The sequence below is a fragment of the uncultured Halomonas sp. genome (assembly GCF_947501415.1).
GTDB lineage: Bacteria > Pseudomonadota > Gammaproteobacteria > Pseudomonadales > Halomonadaceae > Halomonas.
In genome coordinates this window covers 37,324-55,311 of record NZ_CANMVL010000018.1, presented here as the reverse complement: position 1 = coordinate 55,311, position 17,988 = coordinate 37,324, and the positions used below count along the sequence as shown (strand labels likewise).

The 17,988-nt window shown below is 62.1% G+C and carries 15 protein-coding genes and 1 pseudogene; 6 read left to right on the top strand and 10 right to left on the bottom strand.

Annotation, left to right across the window (positions count from 1 at the left end):
- Positions 1–32: 32 nt before the first annotated feature.
- The 3 genes from Q0894_RS12600 to Q0894_RS12590 are packed head-to-tail and all read left to right on the top strand — an operon-like array spanning position 33 to position 2,745.
- On the top strand, positions 33–731 hold the full coding sequence (locus Q0894_RS12600; protein ID WP_299235897.1) for a hypothetical protein: 699 nt from the start codon (positions 33–35) through the stop codon (positions 729–731).
- A complete protein-coding gene (locus tag Q0894_RS12595; RefSeq protein WP_299235895.1) occupies positions 728–1,585 on the top strand; it encodes a hypothetical protein in 858 nt (285 codons plus the stop codon). The genes Q0894_RS12600 and Q0894_RS12595 overlap by 4 nt, the downstream gene beginning before the upstream one ends.
- Positions 1,582–2,745: a hypothetical protein gene (locus Q0894_RS12590; RefSeq protein ID WP_299235893.1), complete on the top strand. Its 1,164-nt coding sequence runs from the start codon at positions 1,582–1,584 to the stop codon at positions 2,743–2,745. Before Q0894_RS12595 ends, Q0894_RS12590 begins: the two co-directional genes overlap by 4 nt.
- A 145-nt stretch (positions 2,746–2,890) precedes the next feature.
- Here the strand turns inward: Q0894_RS12590 and Q0894_RS12585 are convergent, their stop codons facing one another.
- From Q0894_RS12585 to Q0894_RS12575, 3 genes and pseudogenes are all read right to left on the bottom strand, one after another.
- On the bottom strand, positions 2,891–3,340 hold the full coding sequence (locus Q0894_RS12585; RefSeq protein WP_299235891.1) for a phasin family protein: 450 nt from the start codon (positions 3,338–3,340) through the stop codon (positions 2,891–2,893).
- A 115-nt stretch (positions 3,341–3,455) separates the two neighbouring features.
- Positions 3,456–4,961, bottom strand: a complete 1,506-nt coding sequence (locus tag Q0894_RS12580; RefSeq protein ID WP_299235889.1) for an O-antigen ligase family protein — start codon at positions 4,959–4,961, stop codon at positions 3,456–3,458.
- Between the two features lie 426 nt (positions 4,962–5,387).
- Positions 5,388–5,504: pseudogene (locus Q0894_RS12575) on the bottom strand (prepilin-type N-terminal cleavage/methylation domain-containing protein); the annotation flags it as partial.
- Positions 5,505–5,930: 426 nt separating this feature from the next.
- Between Q0894_RS12575 and pilB the strand changes: the two are divergent.
- From pilB to Q0894_RS12560, 3 genes are all read left to right on the top strand, one after another.
- A complete protein-coding gene (gene pilB, locus Q0894_RS12570; RefSeq protein WP_299235887.1) occupies positions 5,931–7,703 on the top strand; it encodes a type IV-A pilus assembly ATPase PilB in 1,773 nt (590 codons plus the stop codon).
- A 379-nt stretch (positions 7,704–8,082) separates the two neighbouring features.
- Positions 8,083–9,336, top strand: coding sequence for a type II secretion system F family protein (locus Q0894_RS12565; RefSeq protein ID WP_299235885.1), 1,254 nt, complete (start codon positions 8,083–8,085; stop codon positions 9,334–9,336).
- A gap of 289 nt (positions 9,337–9,625) precedes the next feature.
- On the top strand, positions 9,626–10,477 hold the full coding sequence (locus Q0894_RS12560; RefSeq protein WP_299235883.1) for an A24 family peptidase: 852 nt from the start codon (positions 9,626–9,628) through the stop codon (positions 10,475–10,477).
- An 80-nt stretch (positions 10,478–10,557) separates the two neighbouring features.
- On the opposite strand, the gene Q0894_RS12555 is transcribed toward Q0894_RS12560, so the two are convergent.
- From Q0894_RS12555 to Q0894_RS12525, 7 genes are all read right to left on the bottom strand, one after another.
- A complete protein-coding gene (locus Q0894_RS12555) occupies positions 10,558–11,850 on the bottom strand; it encodes an O-antigen ligase family protein (RefSeq protein ID WP_299235881.1) in 1,293 nt (430 codons plus the stop codon).
- Positions 11,851–11,953: 103 nt separating this feature from the next.
- Complete coding sequence (gene galE, locus Q0894_RS12550) at positions 11,954–12,964, bottom strand: UDP-glucose 4-epimerase GalE (RefSeq protein ID WP_299235879.1); 1,011 nt, start codon at positions 12,962–12,964, stop codon at positions 11,954–11,956.
- Positions 12,965–12,972: 8 nt separating this feature from the next.
- Positions 12,973–14,355 carry an undecaprenyl-phosphate glucose phosphotransferase gene (locus Q0894_RS12545; RefSeq protein WP_299235877.1) on the bottom strand — a complete coding sequence of 461 codons (1,383 nt, stop codon included), beginning with the start codon at positions 14,353–14,355 and terminating at the stop codon, positions 12,973–12,975.
- 14 nt (positions 14,356–14,369) lie between these two features.
- A complete protein-coding gene (locus Q0894_RS12540) occupies positions 14,370–14,876 on the bottom strand; it encodes a glycosyltransferase (protein WP_299235876.1) in 507 nt (168 codons plus the stop codon).
- Positions 14,873–15,154, bottom strand: coding sequence for a hypothetical protein (locus Q0894_RS12535; RefSeq protein ID WP_299235919.1), 282 nt, complete (start codon positions 15,152–15,154; stop codon positions 14,873–14,875). Before Q0894_RS12535 ends, Q0894_RS12540 begins: the two co-directional genes overlap by 4 nt.
- A gap of 143 nt (positions 15,155–15,297) precedes the next feature.
- Positions 15,298–16,179, bottom strand: a complete 882-nt coding sequence (locus tag Q0894_RS12530; RefSeq protein WP_299235874.1) for a glycosyltransferase — start codon at positions 16,177–16,179, stop codon at positions 15,298–15,300.
- Between the two features lie 5 nt (positions 16,180–16,184).
- The gene (locus Q0894_RS12525; protein WP_299235872.1) at positions 16,185–17,987 is read right to left on the bottom strand and encodes a hypothetical protein; all 1,803 of its coding nucleotides are present in this window, start codon (positions 17,985–17,987) and stop codon (positions 16,185–16,187) included.
- Position 17,988: the final 1 nt, after the last annotated feature.

Here is a 17,988-nt window from a genome sequence, read left to right as displayed (position 1 = left end):
TCGTATCGACCACCCCCACAAGGAGACTCCCTATGCCCACCAAGCCCCTTGCCACGCGGTTGCCGCGCCTGAGCTCTCTCGCTCCCCAGGCCTTGGCACTGGCCTTGCCCCTGGTCTTGGCCCTGACGGGCGGCGTCGCCCCCGCCCTGGCCTTCGACCAGAATCGCTTCGAGGCCGCCCAGGAGCGCGCCGCCCTGCTCGACCAGGTGCGCAACCTGCTGGCCGACGAGAGCGCCTCGGTACGACTCGCCGTCTTCGAGGAGGTGATGAAGGATGACGACCCCGTGCTGCGCAGCATGGCGCTGGAGGCCGCCTTCAGCGGTGACGACGAACGGCTGCATACCGCCGGCCTTCGCCAGCTGCTCAAGGAGCGCGACTTCCTGGCCGTGGAGCTGATCGAGCCCATGGATCCCAGCCAGCCCCAGGCCTACACCTACAACATCTGGCGCGAACTGATGCTGACGGATCTGAGCATCGATACCGACACGGATCAGGTAAGCGGCAAGTTCAACAGCGCCAACAGCGGGGGCCGCTTCACCGGCCAGCTGACGCGCGGCGGCTGGCGCCTGCAATTGAAAAGCGGCCACTACCATTGCCATCTGACGCTGACCGAACTTGGCGGCGTCGACCTGATGGGCTCGCTCAACTGCGCCATTACCGCACGCACCGCCGGTGACGACTATGCCGGCGGCAACCGCGCCGCCCTGCCCTTCAGGATTCGCCTGTCATGAACCGCTCGACCGTTGGACGCATCCTGATCTGGGGCGGAGTGATGCTGGCTGGGGCGATGCTGGACGGGGCGATGCTCGGCGGCTTTATCCACGCTTCCCCCGTGCACGCCCAGCCGAGCGCCCCGCAAGAGAGCCTGGCGCTGACGGCCACCATTCTTAACGAGGGGTATGAGCCCGCTGTCGATGTCTCCGGTACCACGCTCAAGGGGGTGATGGTGGAGCCCAGCGGCCACCCCGACGGCCAGGCCGAACACCAGCACCTCTATCTCTGGCTGCCCCGTCAGCTGGAGACACGCGACAAGCGCCTCTGCCTCTCGCTCAACTCCCGGGATGGCCAATACGTCAGCCAGCTGGAGGTGCCGCTGGGGAGCGGCCCGGCGCTGAGTTCGCCGCTCGAGGCCGATACCGTGCTGCGTGCCGACTTCACCACGACCAAGCCCGAGTACTACACCCGCTACGCCGACACGCCCCCGCCCCACCGCCTGGCGGTACTCGCCGAGCTCAAGGCCGACTGCAACCCCGCCACGCCACGCGATGCCGTGGTAGTGGCCGGATGGCAGCCCTATGCGGCACCGCCCGAGACGCTAAGCGTGCTGGTCAATGCCGGCCGGCTGGAGGCGCTGCTGGCGGTATGGCTGGAGAACAACCTCGGCAACCGGCAGCAGCAGGGCCTCCGTTGCGCCCCCATCGAGGCCGCGTCGCGCATCGCCTACGACACCGCCTGTGAGCTTCGTTTGAGCAGCCTGCACAAGTATGGCCGACTGCTTCTCGACGACCCGGGCAGGCTGCCTTCGATCATCCTGCGCCGCGGCGGCAGCGTGGCGGCGGCGGTGCCGCTGGAACTCCGGCTATGAGAAGGGCGCGCTCCCCCAGGGGCGGTGGGCGCAGTCTTTCGTCTGCCTTGCTGAGCGGTCAGCTGGCCGACCGCCCCATCGGCCAGATCCTGCTGGCCCTGGCCGCCACCCTGGCCGCCCTACCACTGATCCTGCAGCTGCTCACCTGGTCGCTCGAGCGCCCCTACGCCTTCTATATCAACGCCAACAGCGAAACCCTGCGGTTGACCACCCAGGAGAACGCCGCGGCCAGCTGGTTTCTCGACAGCGCTGTGATTCGCGAGCGGGCCGAGACCCTGCCCGACCCAACGGCCCCGATACTCCTTGGCAATTCCCAGGAGGAGCAGCCACAAACCGCGGCCGCGGTACCGGCTCCCTTTCGCGGCTGCCTGGAGATCGGCCCCTATGCCGAGGTGACCCTGCATCGCCAGGGCAGCGGCACGCTGATGGTCAGCATCGAGGGGCTCCCGATCGAGCGGCGCCAGGCGACGCCCGCCGTGGTGCTGCGCCCGCTGATGACTCTTCCGGATGGCAGCCCTGGTACCCAGTGTGCTCACTCCCACGCCCAGGGCATGCAGGCGCTGCAACGGATCACCCTGGACGCCACCATCGGCGACCAGCCACTCAATGGCACCCTGCGGGGGCGTGGCCGGATCGGGGGGGATCCCTACTTCAGCACCCTGGCCCAGTCGCCGCCGCTGCTGCGCGGCGGCGAAGTGATCGCGATGGGGCGTCGGTTGTTCTCGGAGCGTGCCTATACGCTGATGGAGGCGCCGCTGCATTTCGGCGATACGCTAAGCGTTCTCGACTCCCCGAAGCCGGAGGATGAGTCGGCGCTGGTCACCTGCCTGTTCTCCATCGAGGGGAAAAATCTGGAGGGCCGCGGCATCGAGCTATCCTGTCATGCCAATGGCCAGACCCTCTCCATCCTTCGCTATGGCGACCGCAGCCGAGACAGCCTGGCGCCGCGCCCCTGGGACGTACTGATCAACGAACCCAGCATGCAGGTCGTGCTGCCCCTGGCGATCACCGGCCTGTTCGTGTTCGCATTGCGGCTGCTGGATGGCTGCTACCCCGGGCTCTGCCGCCGCCTGGGGCGCGGCCGCAAGGGCAGCATGGGTAACAAGAGCGAGGAGAGAGAAGAGGACGATAGGGGCAACGAAACGGAAAAGGGCGGCTAGCACTGGCAGAGCGCCCAGCGCCAAGGACTAAAACAACAGCAGGCCGCCGATCCCGGGATCGGCGGCCTACCGGGTTCTGCTCTTGCGTCTAGCTATCGCGTCACGCTGACCTTGGTGGCCGCGCCGCGACTGCCAAGTATCGAGCTTACTTGCCGCTCTTGGCGGACGCTTCCTTGCCAGACTTGCTGGTGGCGGAAGCGGTGGCCTTCTCGGCGCTTTCCTGGGCCTGCTGAAGGCTCTCCTGGGCCTGCTTGACGTTGCCCTCGGTCAGCTTCTGGCTCTCCTGCACGAACTCCTGCTGCAGGGCCACGACCTTTTCGGCATCGCCCTTGAGGCGCTCGGTCAGCTGCTTGGCGACATCCTGCTGGCCTTCGACGTAGCTCTTCAGGCCTTCGGCGTCCTTGACCTCGGTCAAACGACGCAGCTGCGCCAGGTTAAGGTCGGTGTAGGCCTTGGTGGCCTCGAGCTGGGCATTGACCAGCTTCTCGGTGTAATCCACGGACAGGGCCGCGAAAGCGCGCGCCGGGGCGAAGAACAGGGAATCGATCTGGGCGGTATCGAACTGCTTGGTGTCGAATGAAAATGCATTGGTCATCTGGGAACCTCCTAGTTCAGTGTCTGTGAACGGAGCCTCTTGCGTGAAGGTTCCGCTCTGATGCACTGCAACAATAGCAGATGTTTTTGTGCGCCGCAACATGCCACTGCCTGAGCTAGCGCCAGCTCCAGAATAACCAATGATCCGGCGACACTATCTGCATACACTCAAGCCTCCCCTGGGCCCAAAATCGCGGGTAATAAGTAGCGCGGCCTAGCTCCTGTAAGCAAGTCAGGGAGGATTTCACCGAGAGCCAGTAGAGCTCGAGGCCTGCATAGAGCAGGTACGCATACACCAGCATTAGCCCGGCCCACACCAGAGTGGCACGCAATGGTGGCGGGCGGCTTGAAGCAAGCGGCACCGCCCCTGATGTCACTTGCAGTGGTAACGCGCCCTCTGGCTGATAGCCAAATACCAGGCCGATAGCCAGCACCAACACCAATGAGCTAAGCGGAGTAATATGTGAACCGGAGAACTGAGCGTTGACCACCACGGCCACAAAGGAGATCACCAAACAGCTATAAACCGGTTTATCTTTCTCGGACATAGTTCTTGCGCGGCACGCAATCATCCAACAGCCGTAAAACAGTAAAACCAGCAACATCAACGCTAACGGCAAGCCCCACTCGGCGGCGGTATTAAGGAAAAAACTATGCGCGCTAGCGCTACGCAGAATACCATCGCCAGCGAATCCCATAGGGCCGCGCCCCAGCGGAAAGTGCTCTAGTGAATAACGCAAGGCGTCACTCCATAGAGCTAGGCGACCGCTGGAGGAGGTGATATCACGGGTAAGAGCTTGTTCGGCACCAGCGCCGCCCAGGGGATTAAAAAACCACCAGCCCACAAGGCCAATAACAGCAGAGAACGATAACATCCCAATCGACCAGCGTGCGGTACGCCCGAACAGCACGAGCGCCACCACGCACCCGGCGAACAGTCCCAACAAGGCCGCCCGACTTTCGCTTACCCACAATAACCACCACCAAAATGCCAATGGTAATACGCATAATAATGCCGCAACTACAAACGGTCGTCGACGCGCCACCGTATAGAGTATGGCAAGGGGCATCACTCCAGCAGCCACATCGGCAAAGAAGCGCACATTTGCGAATCCAGGTCCAAAGTCGTGACGATTGGCAAACGCCCATACCAATTGCAGATGATCTAAGGCAAGAACCGCATAAACCAGCAGGAGAAGGGTTATTAAGCCACCCAGGATGGCCCAGCCAAGGCGCGGCAGGCAACGGGCGCTAAGCCCTATTAACATCGCCGCCGCTGCCAACATGAGCAGATAAGCCAGCTCCAACAGTGCCACGCCGGTTAAGGGCACCAACAAAGCCGAGAACGATACCATCAGGATGCCAGCTATACACAACCATTTCTTAAGGCTGCTAACCGACATCAGCGACGACAACATCGCCCCTCGCATCCTCCAGCCTGCCAACGCTATAACGAACAGCAAAGCCACCAGTTGAACTTCACGCTGGACAGTAAAAGAACTCGCTCCTGCCACTTGCCATGTTACCCCCCCCCCAAAAGCGATAGCGAGGACTAATGTGATCATCGGCCACATTAAACCGGCAACGTGCCGATCAGTGGATAAAGCAAGTGAATGAGGCATGGCGAGTCTGATTTAGTAATTTTAAGCGAGGGAAAAACGCATAATTAATCGGCTAAAAAAAAGAAAATGATACATTTAACGAGATTAGCGGCCGACATTTCTGCCGACCGCCAATTATGTTACAATAAAAAATCAATTAATTAGCATCATTAAATCACTTATATCAAAAAACATCTATAAGCTAGCAATATTTACACTATCACCGAAAGTGTAAGTTACTGTATCAGTGCCACCAGCACCAGGCTTCGTGTATGTACCTACAATCTTTGCATTATCACTTCCTGAGGCGGCAGTAAATACTGCGTCGCCATCACACGCATTCCAGCCATAATTCTTTGTTGCTGTACCAGGGTCAGCGCTTGCAATTATAGCAGTTCGTGCAGCGGCAATCTCTTGCTCGCACGCGGCCTTTGCTGCGTTATCTTGATAATTTGAATACTGAGGAATCGCAATCGCCGCCAAGATCCCAATAATCGCCACTACAATCAGCAGCTCGATCAGGGTAAAGCCACCCTGCGCCTTGTTGAGCCGTGTCTTCTTCATCATCATTTGCTTCATTCCTTACCCCTTGCTTGCTGTTCCGCCGTGGCGCTTGTGGCGTGAGCCTTGCGGTGCTGCCCGTGCGGTGTCGGTTTCGATGGTTGGGAAGGGCCTGGGCCCGACCATATCCACCAGGATCAAATGTCTCATCCTTGGTTGATGGTTACATTAATTTACGCTTTGCAACCTTGCAAGGATTATTGTAGGTCAAAACTGCATAAGTACCACAATCTTGATGCATATCAGATTGCATAACTCACGCCGTGCTGGCAAGCCCCCCCTCTCGCGGCCCGAGCGGCCCGCGCACACGGGCGATGGGTGGGCGCAGAAGGTACGAACGGCTAGAATGGGGTGAATTGCCTCATCCCCATATGACGAAAGCGCTAGGTCACACCCCACGATCGTCACACCCCACAACCGCGAGACGCCATGAACGATTACCGCTCACCGCCGACCTCCTCCCAGCCGCCCGTCAGCGATGATCCGGCCGCCGGGCTGCGTGGCCTGGCGCGGCGCATGGTGGCCGATGAGCGGCTCAGCGCGGCGGCGGCGGTGCGCGCCGAGAGGGAGGCGCGGGAGGGGGACGTCTCGCTTTTGCACCATGTGATCGACTCCGGGCTGGTGCCGGCTCGCGACGCCACGCTGACCGCGGCGCGGGAGTATGGCCTGCCGATCGTCGATCTGGATGCCATCCGCCTGGAGACGCTGCCCAAGGCGGAGCGCTTCCCCGAGAAGATCCTGCGCAAGCTCAAGGTGTTGCCACTGATCCAGCATGGCCATCGGCTGACGGTGGCGGTGCCCTCCCCCTCCACCCTGACCCAGCTCGACGAGCTGCAGTTCGCCACCGGCCTCTCGCCGGAGGGCGTGCTGGCACCCGAGGACCAGCTGGTGCCGGTGCTGGAGAGCTACCTAGCCAGCAGCGAGACCAGCATGCTCGACTCGCTGAAGGGCGTTGACGACGCCATCGGCGAGCTGGACTACGCCGAGGAGGGTGGCAGCCGCGAGGTGGACATCAACACCGATGCCCAGTCGGCCCGCGAAGATGCCCCGATCATCAAGTTCGTCAACAAGATCCTGCTCGATGCCATCAGCCGCGGCGCCTCGGATATCCACTTCGAGCCCTACGAGACCAACTATCGGGTACGCTTCCGCATCGATGGCATGCTCCACGATATCGCCCATCCGCCGTTCGCCATGCGCACCCGCATCGCCGCGCGCCTCAAGGTGATGGCGCGGCTGGATATCTCCGAGCGCCGCCTGCCCCAGGATGGCGCCATCAAGCTCAAGCTCTCCCAGACGCGCTCCATCGACTTTCGCGTCAACTCGCTGCCCACGGTCTATGGCGAGAAGCTGGTACTGCGGATCCTCGATCCCAGCTCGGCCCAGATCGGCATCGAGCAGCTCGGCTTCACCCCCGCGCAGAAGGCGATGTACGAGACGGCGCTCAGCCAGCCCCAGGGCATGATCCTGGTTACCGGCCCCACCGGCAGCGGCAAGACGGTGACGCTCTATACCGGCATCAATATCCTCAACGAGGTGGAGCGCAATATCTGCACCGCCGAGGACCCGGTGGAGATCAAGGTGCCCGGCGTCAACCAGGTCAACGTGCTGCCCAAGATCGGCCTGGACTTCGCCAGCGCCCTGCGCGCCTTCCTGCGTCAGGACCCGGATGTGGTGATGGTCGGTGAGATCCGTGACCTGGAGACCGCCGAGATCGCCGTCAAGGCCTCCCAGACCGGCCACCTGGTGCTCTCCACCGTGCACACCAACTCCGCCTCGGAAACCCTGTCGCGTCTTGCCAACATGGGACTGGCCGCGTTCAATATCGCCAGCTCCGTCAGCCTGATCATCGCCCAGCGCCTGGCACGCCGCCTCTGTGACCACTGCAAGCAGGCGGCCGACATCCCCCGCGAGGTGCTCGAGGAGCAGGGCTTCAGCGCCGAGGAGATCGCCGCCGCGACCATCTTCGAGCCGGTCGGCTGCAAGCACTGCACCAAGGGCTTCAAGGGACGCGTGGGGATCTACGAGGTGGTACCGATCAGCAACGCCATGAGCCACCTGATCATGAAGAACGGCGACTCCATGGACTTCGACCACCAGGCACGCCAGGAGGGCCACCCCGATCTGCGCCGCAGCGCCCTGCTCAAGGCGATGCAGGGGGTGACCAGCCTGGCGGAAGTGTTCAGGGTGACGAAGGACTGACCGAGGGGCGAGGGGCGAGGAAAACAGGGTGGGAGGCCGGGTCCCCCCGGGCGAATGGAGGCCGAAGGCCTCCCAAGCAATGTCGCCAACGAGGGGCGAGGACAACAGGGTGGGAGGCCGGGTCCCCCGGGCGAATGGAGGCCGAAGGCCTCCCAAGCAATGTCGCCAACGAGGGGCGAGGACAGCAGGGTGGGAGGCCGGGTCCCCCGGGCGAATGGAGGCCGAAGGCCTCCCGGGCAATGTCGCCAACGAGGGGCGAGGACAACAGGGTGGGAGGCCGGGTCCCCCGGGCGAATGGAGGCCGAAGGCCTCCCGAAAATGTCGCCAACGAGGGGTAACCAGTAACAACAACGCGTAGACGCAGGAACAGGGATCTCGAATGGCGACGGCAAAGAACACCAGGGCAGGCCAGAAGGCCAAGGCGAGCCAGAAGACCAAGCTCTATCGCTGGAACTGGACCGGCAAGGGGCCTAACGGACGCAAGATGAAGGGCGAGGTGGTCGCCACCAAGCGCCAGGAGGTCGAGAAGGTCCTCGCTGGCCAGAACATCATCGTCGGCAGCGTGCGGCGCAAGAGCGGCATCGGCGGCGGCATGGGCAAGATCAAGCCCCGCGATATCATGCTGTTCGCCCGCCAGATGTCGACCATGATCCGCTCCGGTGTGCCCATCCTGCAGGCCTTCCAGGTGGTGGCGGAGAGCATGAAGAAGCCCGCCATGAGTGCCCTGGTGCAGGAGCTGATGAACGATGTCAGCGCCGGTGCCAGCTTCTCCGAGGCCATGCGCCGCTACCCCCAGCACTTCGACAGGCTGTTCTGCAATCTGGTGGCGGCCGGTGAGCAGTCCGGCTCGCTGGATCGCATGCTCGACCGCGTGGCCACCTACAAGGAGAAGGTCGAGGCCCTCAAGAGCCGGGTGAAGAAGGCACTGTGGTACCCCGCCGCGGTGATCAGCGTGGGCCTGGGCGTCACCGCCCTGCTGCTGGTCAAGGTGGTGCCGCAGTTCGAGAGCCTGTTCCAGGGCTTCGGTGCCGAGCTGCCGGCGATGACCCGCATGACCATGCAGCTCTCCGAATTCGCCCAGCAGTACTGGTGGTGGGGCGTGCTCGGCATCGTCGCGCTGGTATTCTTTATTCGTAACGGCATGAAGCGTTCGGAAGCCTTCGCCTACCGGGTGCATGCCTGGTCGCTGAAGATCCCGGTGATCGGCCAGATCCTGGATAAATCCGCCGTGGCGCGCTACTCGCGCACCCTGGCCACCTCCTTCGGGGCCGGCGTACCGCTGGTGGAGGCGCTGAATACCGCCGGCGGCGCCACCGGCAACAAGGTCTACGAGCGCGCCGTGGAGGAGGTTCGCGAGGATGTCGCGACCGGCCAGCAGCTCAACTTCGCCATGCGCATGACCGAGAAGTTCCCGCCGCTGGCGGTGCAGATGGTCGGCATCGGCGAGGAGGCCGGTTCGCTGGACGCCATGCTCAACCGCGTGGCGGACTACTACGAGGAGGAGGTCGACAATATGGTCGATACGCTCACCTCGCTGCTCGAACCCTTTATCATCGTGGTGCTCGGCGTAATGGTCGGCGGCCTGGTCGTCTCCATGTATCTGCCGATCTTCCAGCTGGGCTCCGTTATCTGATGCTGCAGGCGCACCCAGTTGGGGTCAGACCCCGGCGGTGCTACTGGTGGGCAGGCGAAGCTGGGAACACTGGTGGGAGGCCGGGTCCCCCGGGCGAAGGAGCCGAAGGCTCCCAGTGGAAGCTACCGGCCTTCCTGACGCCACAGGGGCGCCTGACGGCGCCATTCGCCCGGCACAGCCGGCCTCCCACCATGCATCACCTGCCACCCACCATGCACCGCCTGCCTCCCACCAGTCTCCGCCTGCTAAACAGATTCACACTGAAGTGCGATTAACCAAGGATTTGTCAGTGCTCGACCTTCCCCCTACCCTGCTCACCCCCCTGGCGGCCTTTATCGGCCTGTGCCTGGGCAGCTTTCTCAATGTGGTGATCGCCCGCCTGCCGGTGATGCTGATGCTCGGCTGGCGAGCCGAGGCTCGCGAGGCGCTGGAGCTCCCCGAAGAGCAGCAGGAGACCTTCAACCTGCTGACGCCACGCTCGATGTGCCCGAGCTGCGAGACGCCCATCGCCTGGCACGACAATATCCCGGTGCTCGGCTGGTTGAAGCGTCGCGGGCGATGCGCTCACTGTGCCACCCGCATCAGCCCGCAGTACCCACTGGTGGAGCTCGCCGGCGGCGCGCTCGCCGTGGCCGTGGTCATGCTGTTTGGCGCCACCTGGCAGGGACTGTTCGTGCTCGGTGCCTGCCTTTCACTGCTCGCCATGGCGGTGATCGACCTGCGCACCCAGCTGCTGCCGGATGCACTGACCCTGCCGCTGCTGTGGGCGGGCCTGCTCTACCAGCTGCTGTTCCAACCGCTGCTGCTGCCAAGCGCCGTGATCGGCGCCATGGCCGGCTATCTGGTGCTGTGGAGCTTCTACTGGGCCTTCAAGCTGATCACCGGCAAGGAGGGCATGGGCTATGGCGACTTCAAGCTGCTCGCCGCCCTGGGCGCCTGGATGGGCTGGCAGTACCTGCCGCTGTTGCTGATTCTCTCCGCCGGGGTCGGCGCGGTGCTCGGCATCCTGATCCAGCTCGCCATTCCCAGGCTGCGCGGCGCCCCGATGCCCTTCGGCCCCTACCTGGCACTCGCCGGCTGGATCGCCCTGCTCGGCGGCGAACCGCTGATGGCGGTGTATAGCCAGTTCTTCTTGCTATGACCTTGACGTAAGGTTGACTAGGGGTCAGACCCCGGGGGTTGGGGTCTGACCCCAATCTATGACCCCAATCTATGATGCCGCTACCGATCAGATTGAGCCGACTCCGACATGCCCGTGGTTCGGAAACAGCCCCACAACACCGCCAGCAGAAACGCGAACATCATGGTGCCGCTGTTGTGGGCCAGGAAGGCCTGGGATAGGCCGAAATCGATATACGCCACCGGCAGCAACACTCCGGCGATCGCCAGGCTGCGCCGCTCGAGGTTCTGGCTCGCCATCTGCCGGGCAAAGAAGCGCATCGGCATCAGATAGAGGGCCAGCAAGGCCAGCAGGCCGAACACGCCCCGCTTGACCAGCTCGTTCAGAAACTCGTTATGGGGGTGGCCGTACTTCTTCGCCACCCAAGGATGCACGATATCCTGCTCACCCAGGGCCTGCATGGCGCGACGATAGCCGTTCTCACCCCAGCCGGTCAGCGGCTTCTCCATGATCAGGTGCGTGGCGCCCCTCCACATCTCGAAGCGGGCGCCGAGGGAACTGGTACGACTCTCGCCCTCCACATAGCGCTCGATATCATCGAACGCCTGGTGAACCCGCGGCTGCACGCCGGTCTGCGGCAGGGCATACACCAACGCGCCACCGCCGATCACAATAGCCAGCGCGGTGATCTTGAGCCCAAGAGAGAGATGGCGTCCATACCCCCGGTAGAGCACCAGCAGGATAAAGGGGATGCCGACCCAGCCGCCCCGGCTGCCCGAGAACAGCGAACCCAGCACACCACACAAGGCCCCCACCGCCATCAGGCCGAGCCAGAAGTGACGGTGGCGCTGCACATACGCCCAACCCAGCCCCGCCAGGCAGAGGATGCCCAGCAGCATGCTCAGGTTGCCGAACTGGATCACATAGGTATAGCCCGTTGCACGGTCCACGCCCGCCACCAGCTTCTGCCAGCCGGCCCAGCTACCGGCACCGATCGCGCCGATGGCTAGGCCACTCCAGAACCAGCTCAGCCGGGGCGGATAGGCCATCACCAGCAGCATCGCCGGAATCGCCAGCACGAAGCGAATTGGCTTGTCGACACCCGACCAGCCCTGCCCATCCGACCAGGCCGCGGCGATCCGTATCAGCGCATAGAGGATCAAGGCCGTCATGATGGCGATGTCACGGCGATCCAGGCCCAGCGCCGGCCGCTTGATCAACAGCACCACGCTGCCCAGCAGCAGCATCACCGCACCCAGTGAATAGCCACTGGGCACCACCAGGGCAATGGCCCCCAACAGGAAGACGGCAAGGCCGGTGTAGAGTTGGAGGTAAGATGGCTGACGATGCCATGCGGGCGCAGCGGCTGTAGCGGAAACGGTAGGCGTGGTCATGGAGAAGCCAGATTCGAACGGTCGGAAATTCAGTGGGCCAGAAACAGAAATGGCCGGCACAAGGCCGGCCATTCTATCACACGCCATGGGTCAGGTTGCGCTACTAGGCGTAGCCTTGCGGGTTGCCCGACTGCCAGCGCCAGGTATCGGCCATCATCTCATCAAGGCCCTTCTCGGCAGACCAGCCTAGCTCCTGCGCGGCCTTTGATGCATCGGCCCAGAATGCCGGCAGATCGCCCGAGCGGCGATCACCAAAGCGATACGGTACTTCCACACCGGTCACCCGAGTGAAGCTTTCTACCATCTCAAGCACCGAGACTCCCTGGCCGGTGCCCAGATTATAAAGGGAGACGCCCGGTGCCTCTACCGCCTTCAGGGCCTTGAGGTGCCCAACGGCAAGATCCACCACATGCAGATAGTCCCGCTCACAGGTGCCATCCGCCGTGGGGTAGTCGCTGCCGAAGATCGTCAATTCATCGCGACGGCCCACCGCCACCTGAGCGATGAATGGCATCAGGTTATTGGGAATCCCCTGAGGATCCTCACCAATCAGGCCCGAGGGATGAGCGCCAATGGGGTTGAAGTAGCGCAGCAGCGCCACCGACCAGCGCTCATCAGCCACCACCAGGTCCTCGAGCACCTTCTCCACCATCGCCTTGGAGGTGCCGTAGGGATTGGAGGTGGTACCGCGCGGCGTGGTTTCCACATAGGGCACCGGCGCCTCGCTGCCATAGACCGTCGCCGAGGAGCTGAACACCATGCGCCTGACACCCGCCGCCTCCATGGCCTGGCAAAGCACCAGGGTGCCGTGCACGTTGTTCTCGTAGTACTCCAGCGGCTTGCCAACGCTCTCCCCCACCGCTTTCAAACCGGCGAAGTGAATCACCGCATCGATGGCATGCTCGCTGAAGACCGCATCCAGGCCCTCACGGTCACGGATGTCACACTCAACGAAATCAACCTGCTTGCCGGTAATTCTCTCTACGCGACGAATCGCCTCTTGCGAACCATTACAGAGGTTATCGATAATGACGACCTCATGACCCGCCTCAAGCAGCTCGACGACAGTATGAGAGCCGATATAGCCGGCGCCGCCGGTGACCAGGATTGCCATCTTGCTCCTCAGTATGCGTTCTTGTTAATAAATCCTCTGAACACCGTCAACAAGATGATCCGCAGGTCCAACCACAGTGACCAGTTGTCGATGTACCAGAGATCGCAGGCGACCCGCCTTTCCATCTTCTCGACAGTATCCGTCTCGCCACGGTAGCCATTGACCTGAGCCCAGCCGGTTATCCCAGGCTTGACCTTATGGCGCTTCATATAGGACTCCACAATGTCCTTGTAGTACTCGTTGTGCGCCAAGGCATGGGGCCTGGGCCCCACAATCGACATCCGCCCCTGCAGCACATTGTAAAACTGTGGCAGTTCATCGAGAGAGGTGCGGCGCAGAAGGGCACCAATCCGCGTGACCCGGGGGTCACAGCGGCTAGCCTGGGTGACGTGGCCATTGCGCTCTCTATGCACCACCATGGTGCGGAACTTGTAGACCTTGAAGCGTCTGCCGTTGGCACCGGTGCGATACTGCTTGAACAGCACCGGCCCTGGCGACGTCGCCTTGATGGCGATGGCGATGATCAGGCACACGGGAATGATCAAGAGGGTAAGCAAGGCCCCCAGGATCAGATCCTCCAGACGTTTGATGATTCGCGCCAGACCATCCAGGGGAGTCACACTCAGATCCACGGCCAGGTGCCCCGCCACCTCGCTCATGCGGTGATTGAGCAGTTGCATGCCACGAAAATCCGGAATGAAGCGAACCTCCACGGTATGGTGGCGCAAGACGTAGCAAATGGATTGAACGATGCCACCCATCTCCAGAGGGACGCAGATCCACACCTCGCGCGCCCCAGATTCCACCACCCGTCTGGCCAACTGATCCAACTGCGTAGTGCCCACCTCTTCTGCAACTCGCTGGACGCCAGCGATCGAGTAGCCCTCCGCCGGAGCTTTACGCATGCCCCGCCCCACCTGAAGTAACTGCTCGGGTGGCCCCACCAGAAACACCGTGCGCCGAGCCCGGCCGAAACGCCTCGCCCGCCGCAGTACGAGCTGAGCCGCCACTCGGGCACTTGCCGAGATACCGAAGGAAATAAGGAGGGTTCCACCCACCCACAAACGAGAGAAGCGCTCGGCTGCATGGGCAAAGAAAATCAAGGAGGCCGCCATAATGGCCACGACAGCCCACACCAGGCATAGTTTGGCCAGTAGGGTAGATATTCGAGTGATGCGCCATCTGGTATAACTCCGCTGCATCACATTGAAGAGCACAACGAGAAGCGCCATGACGGCCGTGGCCAGCCAGAAACGCTCATGCATGTCGAAGGTATCGAAGCGAAACCAATACGCCAGCAGCGCCCCCGCCACCATGGCAAGCATGTCGACCACCGGCACGATCAGCTGGGCCGGGTACCGTTCTGAAATTCCTGCCGGTCGTCTATCCATGAGTCCGCATTGAGCTATAGGGTGCCAATCAGCGCATTGAGCTGTTTACCGAACGCCTCGCGCCGAGTGCGAATCGTATCGCCGTCGACCACGGACGCTGATGCCGCATCATACGTCAAAATCGCCCTGACCAGAGAGTCAACATCCTCGTGGAAAGAGATGCCATAGCTCTCAGTGATCGCCTCGGCGGTATCCATCTGATGATCGTTACGGTGCTCACCCAGCCGAGCGAGGCGGGGCAGCATCAGGAAAGGCTTGCCCTGCTCCAGGCAGGCCAGAATGTTGCCCATCCCGGCATGCGTCACTACCAGATCGGCCTCGGAAAACAGCCCCCGGTACTGCTCAACCGCGAAGAGCGGCTGAACCTGCAGGTTGGGCAACGATGAAAGGCGCCGAATTGACGCCTCAGGACCGGCTTGATAGACCAGTGGCCAGCTCGGCCGCTGGCGTGAAACCTCGTGCACCACCTGGTCCATGCGAGGAAAGGGGAACTGGGTACCAGCGGCAAAGAGGATTCTCATAGCAGCCTCCCTAAGTAACACACTCGGCCCGTCGCCAGATCCGGCCACTGGGTGAGGACCCGAGTGGCAAACAGCTTGGCGGCCCTACCAGACAGAGAGAGCCGACGGCAGTTGGCGATGCTATCTACCCAAAGGGTCTTCTTGCCCAGCAGAAAGCCAGCGAACAGTACGAGCAGCCCGGGCGCCGCGCCGGTGCTGATGACCAGATCAGGCTGGCTTCGGCGGACAATGCGAACGGCCCTGGGCAACTGACGAACGCCCCGCCAAAGTTCACGCACGCTAAAGTCATCGAGGTAGTAGGATGCGCCACCATGGTGTCCATCGGCGGTGGAGGCGAAGATCTGCTCATCTACCTCCAGAAGTTCAGCCAGCCGCTGTAATTGGACCCAGTGCCCGCCAAAAGATGCCACCAACAGGACTCTCACCGGGGAAGCTCCCCCGCCTGGCGGTAACCGAACCGCATTGCCAGGCGCTGACGCAGCTTGACGCCCTTCAGATAGATCAGCACACCAAGGGCCCAGCCACGCTCACGCCAGGTCATGTCGCGGCGGCCCAATAACTCACGGAGGTCATGGCCAAGATTGCCCAGCACTCGACCGCCGCCTTGGAACGCTCCCTTCTCGCCATGCAGTGCCATGCTACCGGCTGAGACACGCCTCGCCTTCTGCGCCAGAGAGGAAAGGGTATTCCGAGCCGGATGGCGCACCACCGCATTTGGACAATAGACCAGCTTGAAGCCCGCCGCCGCCGCACGTCGTGTCCATTCGAAGTCCCCGCCGGACATCATACGCTCATTGAACACGCCCACGGCATCGAAGGCCTCACGCCTGACAACCAGGTTAGCGGTCACGGCAACGCCCCGCTCCACGTTCTGAGCTTGGCGAAACGCAAAGGCTTTCTCGTAACACTCGGCAGGAGTCAGCTTCGAACTCTGGTAGGTCAGCTGAATATCACCGGCCACCAGATCAGCGCCATGGGTTTCCATGCAAGCAAGCGCTGCCTCGAGCCACCCGGGTTCTGGCAGGCAGTCGGCGTCGAGAAAGGCCAGCACGTCGCCTCGGGCGTGGGCAATACCGCAGTTGCGGGCGGCATAGGAGCCGGGGTTTGCTTCCATCAACAGCCGGGCATTGCCGGGTAAGCACCAGTCGGAGGGTGGAGCATCGTCTGGGGCGTTATTCACCACCAGTAACTCCAGGCACTCAGCTGGGAGCTGCTGTCGGTCCAGACCGCCGAGGCAGGCCTTCACTCCCGCCCAGTCGTGGTAAGTAGGCAAGAGGACGGTGACCAAGGACGTGTGAATCACAGCGGCTATCTCCCGTCCAGAAGACTGGCTGACGGCTGTCCGGTGGCATCATCACAAGATGCTTCTTCCGCTCCTAGGCAGGAGAGCATTGCCGGGATCAAACGAATGGCCTGCGCATACTGCTGGCGTGCACACAGACGCTCCCAATGCGACATGTACGCCGCCAGCATGACCCGCTGCGGGTCAATATCGACCAGCTCGGGATTGGCGATGGCCGCCCGTTCCAATAAAGCCGGGAGACGCTCGAGTACGCTGTTGGAAACGGGAAGGCCGACGCCCACCGGCTCCAGGGCCCAGTTAGCCCAATCGCTCCCCACCACGTCGCCCCCACGAGTCCTGAGTAGCGCATGGCGCGATATTGACTTGTTCACGAGACAGCGCGGCAGGCCATCCAGTATTCCCTTGATCCTCTGAAATGCCTCGCGCAGACGGAGCACGTCAGCGAGGCCTGTTCCATTCTGGGCGATGACCTCGAGTCGTTCCAGAGACTGCTCGGAGAGTCGTGCGGCCAGCACTGGATGAGACCTGGTGTAGCGATCCAGGGTCGAGGCAGAGGGCCGTGAGGACCAGCACTTCGCTATGAACTCGAGCCTCGCCTCGCTCGACTCCTTGGATGATACTTCCCTGGCCCCCTCTAGGCGGTAGGCAATCGCCGCATATCCGAGGACGTCCCCTAAGGCGAAGACCTCCAAGCAGGGGGGCGCAGGCGCAAGCTCGCTCTGCAGCAGTTCCTTTTCCCGGCGGGCCAGCCCCTGCTTGCCGGAGTCATAGATCTTCAACAAATAGTGCTCTCGGCTTTTCTTCTTCTGGGGCACTTGTTGCTCAACCTCGACCCTGAAGCAAAGCACGCCCCGCTGGTCCTGATCCTGCCATGTCATGGAGGCGATGGCGAAATTGCTGGTGTCCCGACCTTCTTCTACAAGGAAACGAGTGACCTTCTGCTGCTGGATATCCGGACCTAGGAAACGCCATACCGAGCTGCCGGAGTCTACCGGTGCGGTGTGGGATAGCGCATGGCCATGGAAGAACAAAGCATTGATCTTCAGGCGTTTCTGGTACAGCGAGACACCATCGACCAGAGCTCCCACGAGCTTCTGTAACAGCTGGCGGGTGAGCAGCAAGCTGATGATGGCTACCATGAACTCCGCGCCCTGCCACAGTACGAAGTCGGCCACCATAAATACAAAGAGGCACAGGAAACCGATGCCTGACGCCGTCTGGATGAAGAGCTTGGTCTGTTCGACAAGGAGGCGGTTGACCCAGTCACTCAACTCGGCGGTAAGGGAGACCAGTAGCAGCGACAGCGACAGGTAGGCCGTAAGCACGAAGAAGAGATAGGGGTAGAACAACATGAAGAACAACGCAACTAATACCAGAAAGCAGCCGGCAGCCAAGATCCGCGACATGCGCTGATAGACGCTCTTGGCAAACTCCTCCTGGCCAGCGAAAAGCGTCATCTTTCGGCTTCTGGCCACCAGCGTGCGGGCCCCGCTGTCTGCGAAGATATCAACGCCCCTCTCGGCCACTAGGTGGAGAAGGTAGAAGGCCACTGATGAGACACTCAGCATGATCACCAGCGAATTCCTGTCCAGGCTCGCCCAGGACTGGGGGAAGTACTTTGGGATCCCCGTAGAGCCGATCAGGATGATGACCTTGAGTGGCAGGAAAAATGCTAACATCAGCGTGAACTGGCTGAACAGCGAGAAGATGGCCACTCCCGCGGTCCGCCAAGGCACGATGGAGAACAGCTTCCGATAAATGGATCCGCTCCATCGCGCATAGTCATAAAACAGCCGCAGTACCGACATC

Coding starts and splice junctions, on each gene's coding strand:
- galE (WP_299235879.1), bottom strand. CDS start 12,964: ATGGCAATCCTGGTCACCGGCGGCGCCGGCTATATCGGCTCTCATACT.
- Q0894_RS12555 (WP_299235881.1), bottom strand. CDS start 11,850: ATGACCACGCCTACCGTTTCCGCTACAGCCGCTGCGCCCGCATGGCAT.
- Q0894_RS12545 (WP_299235877.1), bottom strand. CDS start 14,355: ATGGATAGACGACCGGCAGGAATTTCAGAACGGTACCCGGCCCAGCTG.
- Q0894_RS12585 (WP_299235891.1), bottom strand. CDS start 3,340: ATGACCAATGCATTTTCATTCGACACCAAGCAGTTCGATACCGCCCAG.
- Q0894_RS12600 (WP_299235897.1), top strand. CDS start 33: ATGCCCACCAAGCCCCTTGCCACGCGGTTGCCGCGCCTGAGCTCTCTC.
- pilB (WP_299235887.1), top strand. CDS start 5,931: ATGAACGATTACCGCTCACCGCCGACCTCCTCCCAGCCGCCCGTCAGC.
- Q0894_RS12590 (WP_299235893.1), top strand. CDS start 1,582: ATGAGAAGGGCGCGCTCCCCCAGGGGCGGTGGGCGCAGTCTTTCGTCT.
- Q0894_RS12580 (WP_299235889.1), bottom strand. CDS start 4,961: ATGCCTCATTCACTTGCTTTATCCACTGATCGGCACGTTGCCGGTTTA.
- Q0894_RS12565 (WP_299235885.1), top strand. CDS start 8,083: ATGGCGACGGCAAAGAACACCAGGGCAGGCCAGAAGGCCAAGGCGAGC.
- Q0894_RS12595 (WP_299235895.1), top strand. CDS start 728: ATGAACCGCTCGACCGTTGGACGCATCCTGATCTGGGGCGGAGTGATG.
- Q0894_RS12525 (WP_299235872.1), bottom strand. CDS start 17,987: ATGTCGGTACTGCGGCTGTTTTATGACTATGCGCGATGGAGCGGATCC.
- Q0894_RS12540 (WP_299235876.1), bottom strand. CDS start 14,876: ATGAGAATCCTCTTTGCCGCTGGTACCCAGTTCCCCTTTCCTCGCATG.